This is a genomic window from Pseudonocardia yunnanensis (assembly GCF_039534065.1).
GTDB classification, from domain to species: Bacteria; Actinomycetota; Actinomycetes; order Mycobacteriales; family Pseudonocardiaceae; genus Pseudonocardia; species Pseudonocardia yunnanensis.
The window spans coordinates 21,432-33,230 of record NZ_BAAAUS010000012.1 but is presented as its reverse complement, the minus strand read 5'-3'; the positions used below and the strand labels follow the sequence as shown (position 1 = coordinate 33,230).

General features: G+C 64.3%; 9 protein-coding genes and 1 pseudogene. 5 read left to right on the top strand and 5 right to left on the bottom strand.

Annotated elements, in window-relative coordinates:
- Positions 1 to 655: 655 nt before the first annotated feature.
- From budC to ABD743_RS13765, 3 genes are all read right to left on the bottom strand, one after another.
- Positions 656 to 1,429 carry a meso-2,3-butanediol dehydrogenase gene (gene budC / locus ABD743_RS13775; RefSeq protein WP_344722425.1) on the bottom strand — a complete coding sequence of 258 codons (774 nt, stop codon included), beginning with the start codon at positions 1,427 to 1,429 and terminating at the stop codon, positions 656 to 658.
- Between the two features lie 493 nt (positions 1,430 to 1,922).
- Positions 1,923 to 2,261 carry a hypothetical protein gene (locus ABD743_RS13770; protein ID WP_344722423.1) on the bottom strand — a complete coding sequence of 113 codons (339 nt, stop codon included), beginning with the start codon at positions 2,259 to 2,261 and terminating at the stop codon, positions 1,923 to 1,925.
- A 499-nt stretch (positions 2,262 to 2,760) separates the two neighbouring features.
- Complete coding sequence (locus tag ABD743_RS13765) at positions 2,761 to 3,159, bottom strand: PPOX class F420-dependent oxidoreductase (RefSeq protein WP_344722421.1); 399 nt, start codon at positions 3,157 to 3,159, stop codon at positions 2,761 to 2,763.
- Positions 3,160 to 4,737: 1,578 nt separating this feature from the next.
- On the opposite strand from ABD743_RS13765, the gene ABD743_RS13760 reads away from it, so the two are divergent.
- Positions 4,738 to 5,922: an acyl-CoA dehydrogenase family protein gene (locus tag ABD743_RS13760; protein ID WP_344722420.1), complete on the top strand. Its 1,185-nt coding sequence runs from the start codon at positions 4,738 to 4,740 to the stop codon at positions 5,920 to 5,922.
- A 140-nt stretch (positions 5,923 to 6,062) separates the two neighbouring features.
- Here ABD743_RS13760 and ABD743_RS44490 read toward each other — a convergent pair.
- Positions 6,063 to 6,440, bottom strand: a pseudogene (locus ABD743_RS44490) (AsnC family transcriptional regulator); the annotation flags it as partial.
- Positions 6,441 to 7,339: 899 nt separating this feature from the next.
- Positions 7,340 to 7,930 (bottom strand): HPP family protein, encoded by a 591-nt coding sequence (locus tag ABD743_RS13755; RefSeq protein ID WP_425566923.1) that lies wholly within the window; start codon positions 7,928 to 7,930, stop codon positions 7,340 to 7,342.
- 225 nt (positions 7,931 to 8,155) lie between these two features.
- Here ABD743_RS13755 and ABD743_RS13750 point away from each other — a divergent pair, with 225 nt between their 5' ends.
- The 4 genes from ABD743_RS13750 (at position 8,156) to ABD743_RS13735 (ending at position 11,302) form a co-directional block, all read left to right on the top strand.
- On the top strand, positions 8,156 to 8,716 hold the full coding sequence (locus ABD743_RS13750) for a TetR/AcrR family transcriptional regulator (RefSeq protein WP_344722416.1): 561 nt from the start codon (positions 8,156 to 8,158) through the stop codon (positions 8,714 to 8,716).
- Position 8,717: 1 nt separating this feature from the next.
- Positions 8,718 to 8,951, top strand: a complete 234-nt coding sequence (locus ABD743_RS13745) for a hypothetical protein (RefSeq protein ID WP_344722414.1) — start codon at positions 8,718 to 8,720, stop codon at positions 8,949 to 8,951.
- A gap of 1,182 nt (positions 8,952 to 10,133) precedes the next feature.
- Positions 10,134 to 10,544 (top strand): cupin domain-containing protein, encoded by a 411-nt coding sequence (locus ABD743_RS13740; protein WP_344722412.1) that lies wholly within the window; start codon positions 10,134 to 10,136, stop codon positions 10,542 to 10,544.
- Complete coding sequence (locus ABD743_RS13735; protein WP_344722410.1) at positions 10,541 to 11,302, top strand: FAD/NAD(P)-binding protein; 762 nt, start codon at positions 10,541 to 10,543, stop codon at positions 11,300 to 11,302. Before ABD743_RS13740 ends, ABD743_RS13735 begins: the two co-directional genes overlap by 4 nt.
- Positions 11,303 to 11,799 lie beyond the last annotated feature (497 nt).

Below are 11,799 nucleotides of genomic sequence, written 5' to 3'. Positions count from 1 at the left end.
GAGGAGGTCGTCATCGTTCCGGACGGCCCGCCTCAGGTCATCACGCTCTTCCCGGCGCAGGAACTCTTCGTCGCCAACCCCTACTGATCGTGCCCGCACTGCGAGAGGAGGAGGCAAAATGTGCTCGTATCACACGACCGGGCCGCCAATGTGCTCGGCGCCATTCCGCCGAGGCCGAGTGAAACACGCCCAGATGATCAACGCCTTCGCGATGGGCGAGCCGGCGCCGCCACTGCCCGGTCCGGGGCGAGGCAGGTGGGCGGACAATGACACCGCACGACGACATGCATCGGAGAGACGGCCATGACCAACGTCCCGCACGAGTAGCACGAGGTCAGCGCAGACAGCGCTGCCGAGAACCACATCACCACGAACGCCTAATCATAGAAGTGTGGTCCCTTCGCGCTGGCCCCACGAATACTCCGAGAGCCCGCTCCGGCCGGGATGATCGCGTTAACCTGCAACGAGATCCGCCGCCTGCTCGCCACACTCATCGTCGAACCACGCCCAGTTTGACCAGCCCAAAGCCATGGTCGGCCTAGCGTCGACGCCACCAATACCACGGCCGCACGAGCTACTAACGACAGAAATCAACAATGTCCGGATCTACTGCTGGAGTGCTAGCGTTCCATTTCTGTACGACGCCTGCAAGGCGCTAGTGTGCCTGACCGGTCGAGGCCGACGTTCCACCGTCGACCGGAAGCACTGCGCCCGTGATGTACCTGGCTGCAGAAGATGCGAGGAAAAGGACTGCCGGTGCGATGTCTGCGGGTTCCGCTACTCGGCCCAATGCAGTGCGGTCACCAAGCCGATTCATCAGCGCTTGGTCTTTTGTAAGGCTCTGCGTCAACTCGGTGACTGTGAACGCAGGTGCGATGGCATTTACTCGAACGCCTCGAGTGCCCCAGTCCAATGCGAGTGAGCGAACAAAGTTTGATACGGCAGCCTTGGTTGCATTATAAGCAGCCTGCCCCCAGTCGCCGCGACTCCCGGAGATGCTGCTGACAGCCACGAGGTTGCCGCCCGAATCGGCCAGCGCTGGGAGAACGGATTTCGCCAGGAAGAAGAAGCCATCGACATTTGTGGAACGCAGGGCCCGCCAGTCGTTATCATCAAGATCAGTGAGTTGGCCGCGTGTGTAGCCGGCCGCGTTGCTCACCACGACGTCAAGCCTGCCATGGTTACGAACGGTAGCGTCGACCAGTCGGGCGGTCTGCTTCGGGTCGCTAACGTCCGCCTGCAAAGGGAACGCGCCGGCTGCATTACGATCGAGGGCCCGATCAAGGGCAGCTTTCCGTCGCCCGGCGATGACGACGGTGGCACCAGACTCGATGAACTGGTGGGCGATCTCTAGTCCGATTCCCGTAGCGCCCCCGGTCACCAGAACGACAGAGCCCGTGAAATCAAAGTGCATGTTGTTGATTGCCATTCTTCTCCCGGTTCCCCTTTCGTGAGCGTTGGGTGTGTGTCGTGTAGTCGCAGCTTGTGTGAGTATGGAATCAGCCGCTGCGGCCAATCTGGCGAACACGTCCGACCGCCGTTGGGGCCTAAGACGACGGCAGCGATGGTCCCGGCCTGCATGACCGTGCGGTCGGAGCTCGCCGGCTGCACTTCGAGGACGCGGCTCATGTCTTCCAGGCATAGTCGGCGGAACTGCCGTCGGCAAGACCTCTGTCCAACGGTGCCGGACGCAGCATGTGAACGCGATTGACTTCAACTGCGGACTCCTCATCCGTAACCATCCCAGGCTGATCACAAATAGGCGACCGACGAGGGCGATTACAGCTCGCGTCTCCGACTCCAGCTTGCCTGCGGCGGTACAGGGGCAGCTATGCAGCGAACGCGGGACGTGGTCATCACACCGTAGGCGGGCGGACCATCCTGTGCTGCGCGCTCTGCTCCATGCATGCGGCGCGCCCTACTCAGCTCGGCCGCAACATCTCGAGGGCATGGTCCAGCTCCTCGACACTGCGTTCCGGCGGAAGGACGGCAACTGGCATCTCTGCGCCCGCCGTATACCAACGTTGGTCGAGATTCAGGACTTCCCGATGATCGAGGCCATGGCCCCCTGCCGAGACCCCGAACGGCAACCAAGCCGGACCGCTGCAGCTCGCGGGGAAGTCGACCCTGGATGTGCTCGGCGGCGCCGAGGCGCGCGCCCGCGGCAGCCCCGCCCGTCGGGTGTTGGAGGTGAGCGTCTTGCGGTCGACCAGCATCAGCGTCGACGTGGCGTGCCGCGCGATCAATGCGCACGCGATCACGGTCTTGCCCGCCGCGGGCGGCGTGACAGCACCCCGTAATCGTCATCGGCGAAATGGCGGCAAGATCGAGCACCACGTTCACAGGGAGCGGTCCGAGACCGAGCCTTTCGGAAGCCGTTTCGATTTCGTTCCGTCGGCACAGACGTGGTCATCTCATTGTTCGGGACCCACCGGCCTAGGCTCGCCGCAGTAGCCGGATCTCACCGCGGAACCCGAACCTCGACACGCCACCCGGTTCCTGGCGCGCTTTCGGCTGGCGGCCACAGAAGGGCCTAGTCGACGGCGATGTCGAAGTCGTCGGCGTCCTCGCCGAGCCAGGCCAGGACTCTGGTTCCACCATGCCCCAGAGGCCGTGCCAGCCGTCCGCGGCCGCGTAGCCGTCGAGCGAAATGATGACGTCCGCCATGAGGCTCGGCTCGATCTCTCTTTCGGTTGTGGGTGAGCCGTGCAAACTCATCGTCTCGCGCGCCGGTGGGCGAGCACGCGCCTCGTCTGGTGCCTACTGCGTGGTGTAGTGCTCGATGCTCATCACCAGGACCACGCGGTCGGCGCTGTCCTCCGGCGCCTGCTGCTCGGCGTTGCCGTACCGCTTGCCCAGGTGGACGTAGAAGTCGCCGGCCGGGTCAGGGATCACCTCGATCAGCTTCCCGCGAACCTCGATGTAGTTGAACACGTTCTCGTCGTTGAGGATTGCAAGGCTCATCGACGGGTTGTGCTGCAGGTTGCGGTACTTGGCACGGTACGTGGTGTGCGTGAAGCGCAGTGTCTCGCCGTCGAAGTCGAACCACATCGGGTTCACCTGGACGGTGTCGTCCGGGCGAATCGTGCCGAGGAACGCGTAGTTAGGTGCCTCGAGGAGATGGATGAGATTGGCGGGGATGATATCGGTAGCACTCATACCGCCAAACATAACGCAGCCGCGACGAGCGCGTCGAAGCGCTGCAGCCGGGCCTGCACTTAGTCGCCGGATCGCCACCCGCACCAACGTGAGCGGACCAGGAAGGCAGCGGTCAACGCGCTGGTCATGTTCTACGGTGAGCGCATCACGCTCAACTGAAGAAGCGATCATCGCTGACGCACGATGTTTCAAAGAGGCCCTGGACGCCTCGGCTGGTGTCCTGCAGAGCGGGACACTGGTCTTGTTGACGGCGACGCGACCGATCATGGTGACAACCACGGTTGGTTCATCTGCGGCAGACGAGTCGGCGTGGGTCGGTTCTAGCGAGGGAGACGACGTCCCCGGGTTATGGGTTTGATAGGTCCTGGAGGCCGCGGCCGAGTTCCTCGTCGGGGTAAGATCGGTGGATTAAGGGCATGTATATGATGCTCCGTCCGCACAACTCCGACCCTTGCTGCAGATTATGAGACATCCGACACGAAACCGATGTAGATCATCTTAGGTTGGGTCGCAACGTAGGTCAAGCCTGCTGTCCAGATCTGTGGGACATGCTGGCGCCGCACTCCAAGCGTTACAGAGCCTGAGACGTCAAATCGTTTACTAGGGTTACACTTCGCGCATGGCCAGGGGCAACCTGGCTCGATCTCGCATTCGTATGGAGGCGGACTCCAATCGTCGATCGTCGTCAAGGTGCAGCAACGATGTCTTGCGAATCGCGGAGTTCCAACAGCTCCGATATCAGCTCGATAGCCGCGGGCCCGTCAATCTTGCTACGGCTACTGGTTGACGACGAACTGGCAGGTACAAGCCGTCATTCCTCTTGCACATACGGGGGCAGTATGCCGGCTGGACTGCCGGCGCCTGAAGGTAGGCAGACTGTTGGTGATGTGGTGGGCAGAATGGATGGCGTGAGGCGCACCAGGATGAAAAATGTGGCTCTGAGTGAAAGGGCCTCAGGTCCTGGTCGGCTATCACGACAATGCACTGACCCGGCCGAGGCGATCGTCGAAGGCGGGTGGCTGCGCACCAGCGACATCACGCGGTCGACGAGGCAGGGGTGTTCTGGGTCGTCGACCGTTGGAAGAGCTGATCAAGTACAAGTGGCTACCAGGTGGCGCCGGCAGAGCTCGAGGCCGTGCTGCTGGCCCACCCGGACGTCCTCGGCGCCGCGGTGGTCGGCGTACCGCACTGGAGGGCGGCGAGCGGCCAAAGGCATTCGTCTTCGCCGCCCAGCAGATCGATCCCGGTGCGATGATGGCCTGGGTGGCCGAGCGGTTCGCGCCGTGCGAGAAGATCCGCGAGGTCGAGTTCGTCGGTGAGATCCGGAGGTCGGCGGCCGGAAAGATCCTCCGCCGGCTGCTCAGGAAGTAGCTGGCACCGTCACGTTACCGTGCTCAATGGACCCAGCACCTCATCGAGCTCGAGCCCGCCCGTGCATACGGCGTCTGCGTAATTTGTCCAGACCACCACGGCGCTGCTTCAAGATCGCCACAGTAGAGAAGATGGGATTTTTCTGGCGTTCCTTCTTTTGGGCCGACGTTTGGGAAGGCTGGCTTGAATATGGCTTCATCGGAAACGGTGTATCGGTCGACGAACGATCGGCGCCTCCTGGTTTCCCGCGCGGAGTGTCTTCGTCCCCTTCTGGCGCAGAACGCCAGACAGGGAGCAGTTGACCGCCGGCTCCCCGAGGCGAGCATCATGGCGCTTGCGGAGGCCGGGTTGTTCAAACTGAGGATGCCCAAGCGCTACGGCGGGCACGAGGCGGATCTCCGCACGCAGATCGATGTATCTGCCGCCATCGCGTACGGCGACGGCGCCCCGGGCTGGGTTGTGGGCTTGGCGAACACGTGCGCCTGGATCGTCGGGTTGTATTCGGTTCGCGCGCAGGACGACGTGTTCGGAGTCGATCCCGAGGTCCGGATATGCGGCTCGAGCGCATCGAGGGGCACGGCCGTCACGGTCGAGGGAGGTGTGCGGCTGTCCGGGCGCTGGTCGTACGTCTCCGGTTGCCTGCACGCGCATTGGGCTGTGCTGGGGTTCGATCTCGTCGACGAGGCCGGGGCTGTGATCGAGGCCGCGCTCGCGCTGGTCCCGGCCGTGGACTACGTGGTGTCCGACACGTGGTTCACGGCCGGCATGAGGGCATCGGGAAGCAACACGCTGTCCGCCGAAGACGTGTTCGTGCCTCAGCACCGGGTGGTGTCCCGGGCCCGCCTCGCCGCGGGCAACTACCCCACCGAGCGCAAGGACGAGATCGTCTACCGCGCCAGTTGGGCCCCCACGCTCACCGTGTCGCTGATCGGCTCGCTGCTGGGGCTGGGGCGAGCGGCGCTCGATCACGTGCGGGACGCGGCGGGCACGAAGGAAATGGCCGCCACGGTGTTCAATCGGCAGGCCGACTCCGCGGGATTCCAGATGCAGCTCGCCGACGCCGCCTTGCGGATCGAGTCCGCGTATCTGCATGCGTGCCGGGCGGCTGAGGACATCGACGAACACGCCGCGCGGGGCGAGCTGCCCGACTTGTCTGCGCGGGCTCGTGCGCGGGCGGACGCGAGCCGGGCGGCAGTGCTGGTGGTGGAGGCGATCACCATCCTGCTCAACGCGCACGGTTCCGGGGGTCTCGCAGAAAGCAGCGCGCTGCAACGGATCTGGCAGGACGTGAATAACGCGGCACGGCACGCATCGCTGCTTCCCGCAATAAGCCTTGAAATTTACGGAAAGGCTCTGCTGGGCCTCGAGAACGATATCGCGTTAAACGTCTGATTCTCCTGTCCTCGGCTGGAAGACCTACTCTCGCGCGGGGGCATGTGGGAATCCCAGCGTCACGACGGGCGCCGCGAGAGCCGCCCACGGCAGAGGGGCGGGACGGCCAGTCTGTCTCTTTCGCTCGATGGCAGAGACACTCAGGGCCACCGGGACCAACACGTCATCGAGCGCGATGAAAGGTTCGCCATCCACGTCGAAGCGCTTGCCGACCGAGGAGATCGACAGCGCGCGGGACGTACTCCCTGCTGGGAGCGATCTCGGGTCGTCAGACCCTGGGGAGTGCGAGTTGGAGAGAGTGCCACACCGCGTCCTCCTCCCTGCAGCGGCCTGACGAGAGGGACGCCGTCACTGGCAGACCCAGCAGGCTCGACGACCGTGCGCAGCCGGAGCGCGCCGCTCCGGCACATGTTCTCCATCCGCCGACGTGCGGTGGTCCCCGTGATTCCTGCCCGAGCTGCCAGCTCCCGCCAACGCATGCGGCCGTCCTCGGCCAGCGCGGCGATCAGCATCTTGTCGAGCTCGGTGAGCGGCGGATCACCGACCGCCTGGCCCTAAGCGGACATCAGGACTACAGTCGCGCGGCGCAGCCGGAGCGGGCTCTTCGCTGTCCGGGTGATCCGTGCCAGCTTGCGGCCCTCCTCCATCGAGAGGGCCCGCACGAACACGCTCGGGCGACGAGCCGCCCCTCGCCTCCAGCACTCGAGTGCCAGCAGCCTGACGGGATTGACCAGCAAGATCGATTATCTGGTGAACGCTGCGTGTCGCGCCACTAGCTGCATTGGGTCACCGAAGCGGTCGAACCGCATTGCGACCTGGAATGAGTACTGCCTGTCTGCGGTCACGTAGTCGGTCGGGACAGCTGCGGTGTTGGCGCGACCATGGCTCGATAGGCCGTGATGCGTTGATTGTGGGCCTGTAGAGCTCGAACCGACCAGGGGCGTCGTCGGTCTCGCTTGTGGCGCGACGCCGAGATCCGCCGCGTGGTGCAGATCCTGTCGCGGAAGACGAAGCGGCGGCGTCAGGCGCGGGCGTCGGCGCCTCGGCGTGGGCAGGTAGTCGTCCGGTTCTCCAGTGCGGAACTGGGGTTGGTCCGCGAACGTGCGGCGCTTACAACCCGGAGCCAGCAGGGCGTCCCGCCGGGCTGGACATCAACCACGACAGATCTGGAATCTGGCTGCACACTCTCCCCCTGTGCGTACCCATAGGAAAGCCGACCGTCATCCTGCACCGCGGAGTTCGCGACGGCGGCCGACGGAGCCGCTCGCAACCGGGCTGTGCTCGACGGTGTCGTCGAGTGGCCCTTACCGCGGTCGACTACCTGGCCGATGCCGAGCTACGCAAGGCCCTGCACGCCGAGTTCACGGTGGTCAGCGGCCCGCTCGACGTGCCACGTTTCTTCCCTGATGGCCGCCCGTCACCACCAGTAGACCGGGTACGGGTGCCGGTTCAACCGCGCCGAGACCGCACCGACTGCGACCAGGATCACCGTGGCCAGAAGCAGCAGCTCGAGGAAGTTGACTAATCCGGGAGCCGAGGTCACCACGATGACGGCGGTGGCGGCGGCGGGCGAGTGGGACATACGCAGCAGCAGCATGGCGCCGAGCGCGATGCCGCCGGCCACCGCGGCGGCCCAGGGGTTGCTGCCAGCGATCGCCAGGACGATGAACCCCGTCACCGCCGAGACGATCTGGCCGCCGATCACGTTGCGGGGCTGGGCGAGCGGGAGAGCGTGACCTCCCGCGACCAGGGCCATGCTGGCGGCGAGCGGCGGGATGAGCACGGTCTCGTGGAGCAGCTCACCGACAGCGACGAGTATCACCAGCGCCACGATGCTGGTGACTGTGGCCACGGCCATCGCCCGGGGCGTTAACCGTGCGGGGGCCTTGGACCGGTACCAGGAGCCGGAGGCCCCAGGGCTGGGGGTCCCGGCCGAGGAGCCGGTGGCTGTCACGCCGGTGGGCGACGGGGGGTCCGTTTGTGGCTTCTCCCGTTTCGGACCAGCCATGGTCGTTCGCACCTTCCTCTTCACGAATGGCGAGCCCCACTCGGCATACGGGCATTGCGAATGGGCGCAGCAAGACTGTCAGCGCCAGTGACATCGCAGCTACTGAGAGGGAAAGAATGCGAGGGGGCGCCAGAATGATTGTTCTCTGGGACACGACGTACGCTAGAGGACCGTCGTTGTCCGATCAAGGTGTGTGATATGAAGCTCGATTCAGAATCAGCGCGCGTGCGGATCGTTGACGCCGCGGAATCGCTGTTCTATAGCCGCGGCGTGCAGGGGGTGGGTATGGACGAGATCCGCTCGGCCGCCGGGGTCTCGCTCAAGCGGCTCTACCAGCTCTACGCGGCGAAGGATCAGCTCGTCGAGGCGGTGCTACGACGGTGTGGCGAACGATGGCGCGCGCGGCTCGTTTTGTACGCGGACGCGCAACCGCCGGGCGACCAGCAGGTCCTGGCCGTGTTCGACTGGTTGCACCTCTGGTCCGTCGAACCGGGCTTTCGCGGCTGCGTTTTCGTCAACATCTTCGGGGAGCTGAGCTTCACCCATCCCGAGGTGGCGATGATCACACGGGCCCATAAGGCGATGTTCGGGCAGTACCTGACGGAGCTGGTCACCGCTACCGGACGACCCGCCGTGCTGGCGGCTCAACTCGCGCTGCTCGCCGAAGGTGCGATAACCACGGCAGCAATCTCCGGCTCAGCCGATGCGGCGCTGCACGCCCGCGCGGCCGCACGATCACTGCTGGCAGCCGTCCCACCCCCGAGTGAACCACTGCCACCGCCCTGACATGCCGGTGGAGCTGACCTCACCGCCGCGCCGACCGATCGTGGGCTGGCGCCGCTCTGGCCCCGATCTGATCCGCGGCGTGCCGGAGCACGCGGTCTGGGCTCGCAGCGCCCCCGCCGGGCTCAAAACGTCGCTCATCCAGAGGTCATTGTCGACCAGCGTCAAGTCCGATCCATTCATCGTCATAATTCGCTCGTTCGCCATGGCGAAGAGTTTGGTGAGCGTCCGGCTGTGAAGAACCGGTTGCTCAGAACTTTGTCAGTGGGACAACAATGCAGCCGAATACGCTCGCCGGCAGCCAGGCCTGCATCGCCAGCTCGCCAGGGCACGTAGCTCAGGGCATTGATCTCGATGTCACATCCGTCCATAAGGCCAACACGTGATCAATCAAGCCAGCACAAAGGAAGCAGAACGAAAAGACGCTAGTGTCAAATGGGGAGTAGAGGATATGTAATGAGGGTTCGCTCGCTGTTCAGGCCGGCAATCCGCCGCCTAAGAAGTTTTCGTCCACAGGACTTGACGATTGCTCGTACGAGTGCTTCGCTCGACGCAACGAAGAGGGTGAGTAGTCTCAGTCTTCGGATTATGGGCCGTCCGAACTGTTGGTCGGTGCGTGCCTGCACGTCTATTGGTCTGAATGCGCGAGAGGCGCATCGCGGTTCCACTTGGTGTCGAGGTCCGGTAGAGGGAGGACGAGCTGTTGCTGATGATGGAGCACACGCTGCAGGGTGCCGCGGTCGACGGTGACCACCGGCGGACATCGCTAACGAGCGTGGCGGTCCCGAGGCCGCCTACCGCGTCGACGGCGATCCCGAGGGCGTCCACGTCACCGCTGATGCGAATCGTCCTGCGGAGGTCGTCGAGGGCGATTTTGGTACTGTGCTCGACAGTCTCGTGGGTCGTGGACGCAAGCCCGAGGCGTTCCTGACGGTCGGGCGAACGTCGTGGAAGGTCGGCTCCTGGCGCGGATTTGAATGCAGTCCTTCGCCGCGGGGGAAGCTCGGATCAGCACCCTTCCCGGACCAGCCCGTGTGGATCCACATTGCACGGACGTCCCACCGGCCGGACGTTGCGACCCGGGGGACGTCACCGGCACCCCTCAAACGAGACAGCGAGGGGCTCCACTCGATTGGCCGACCGATCAGCGGTGGTCTAGCGGCGTTCGGTACCGGACCCCAATGTGATCGGAGTTGGCACTACGAAGGGCAATCCTCACCCGGAATCCAGCTCGTTCTTAACGGGCCACATCACTGCTTTCTCAAGCATGTGCAGAAATGATGACGCGCATCCATGACTGTCTGCGCTCCGAACGGAGACGAAGATTAACGAAAGGCTTGGCTCGCAGTCAGTGCGAGTCGATAAATGACAACTGTCCCGTCGGTGAAGAAGAGGGGAGTCGTAGATGTCTGAGGTTAGAGTGATCGAGAATGTCTTACGGACTGGCTTTGATTTGCCAGATCTGAAGTGGGTGAAGTGGGTGCAGCCTGGTCGTGTGGGGGTGGACAACTATCCGCTCTGGGTTCCGGATGGGGATGAGCAGTCGGGTGCTTTCCTCGTGCGGTATCCGGCGGGTGCGCACGGCGATTTTCACGAGCATCTCGGTTTCGAGTTGATGCTTGTTCTCGACGGCGCCATTGATCACAGTGATGGCCGGTCGTTCGTCAGGGGCGATCTGATTGTTGAGAGTCCTGGTACCCGTCATCAGATGTCGACCGTGGCTGGATGCACGATCCTTGCGATCAGGACTCGCCCCACTGTGGCGCGTGAAGCGGTGGAGGGTGAGGTGGCCGACTTGCGACTCGGGGTGTACAAGGACCAGGACAGGTGATCGTCTGCGGCGCAGATGGTTCTGGTCCCGCGCCCTGGCGGGTGGCGGTGGTCGGTGTCGGTCCACGGGGTCTGGGCGTGCTGGAGCGCACGGCGGCGCGGCTGGCGCAGCATCGTGTCGGGCGGCGCGTGGAGCTGTATGCCATCGATCTGGTGGAGCCCGGGGCCGGCCGGATCTGGCGTGCGGACCAGTCGTCATGCTTGTTGATGAATACCCCTGCCGGGGAGGTCACCATGTTCTCCGGGCCGCCGGACCGCGGCCTGGCCCGGGCCGGTGCCGGGCCGTCGTTGGCCCAGTGGTGGCGGGCGACGCGCCCGGGGGATGGCGGCGGAGAGGTCGCTTACGCCCCCCGCTACCTCTCCGGGCGGTACCTGCGCTTCGTGCTCGATGCGGTGGAGAGCGGACTTCCGGACAATGTTGTGCTGCACCGGGTCCGCGGATGCGTCGTCGCGGCTCGGCGTGCTGGCTGCGCAGGAGGCTGGGAGCTGATTCTCGATGACGGGCGAACTGTCGAGGCGGATCGCGTGGTTCTCACCCCGGGGCATCCCCGTCCGGAGCTGGATGACGAGCAGCGGGCGCTGTCGCAATTCGCTGGCAGCCGCCCGCATCTGCAGTACGATAGGTCGCCGAAACTTCATTCTGGCCATCACGATGGGCTGTCAAAAGTAGTCGATGTAAGGTCAGGGCTTCGATTGCTCGATCCCGGGCTACCTCCAGCCAATGATCCCAAAAGTCGAGGATGGTCTCTACTTTGGTGAGGTTAACTTCCGGTTTGCCGTCTTTGCTGATTGTGACGGTGCGTGCTCCGGCGGGAATCCCTGAAGCCGATCCCTTGCAAACGAAGATGCCTGACACCGCTGCAGTATAGTCAGGCTGGCGGAACAGGCTTGACAGTCCGGCGCTGACCACGCAAAACGGATCTTGTATCTCAGGCTCGATGGTTTGGGGCACGGACAGCCCCGTCGTGCGGGCAGGTCGTCGGGATAACGTGCCATCCCGACCACTTCCTTCGAGGGTTACCGCACGCCGACCGTCGGGAGAGCTTGGCAACACTGGCTCCGGTCGCGTCGGGGGCTGCGCACGAGCGTCGGCTCGAGCAGGTCGCCGCGTCCACAGGCTAATGGCCGTGTAGGTCTCCCGGCAGCTCTCTCGCCGGCCCGTCCCGAACAGCTCAATCAACATTTATAAGTGCAGCTATCTCGGAAGCGCGAGCGCCGAGGGCAGCCAAAGGGATCGACTCATCCGAGGGAACCCG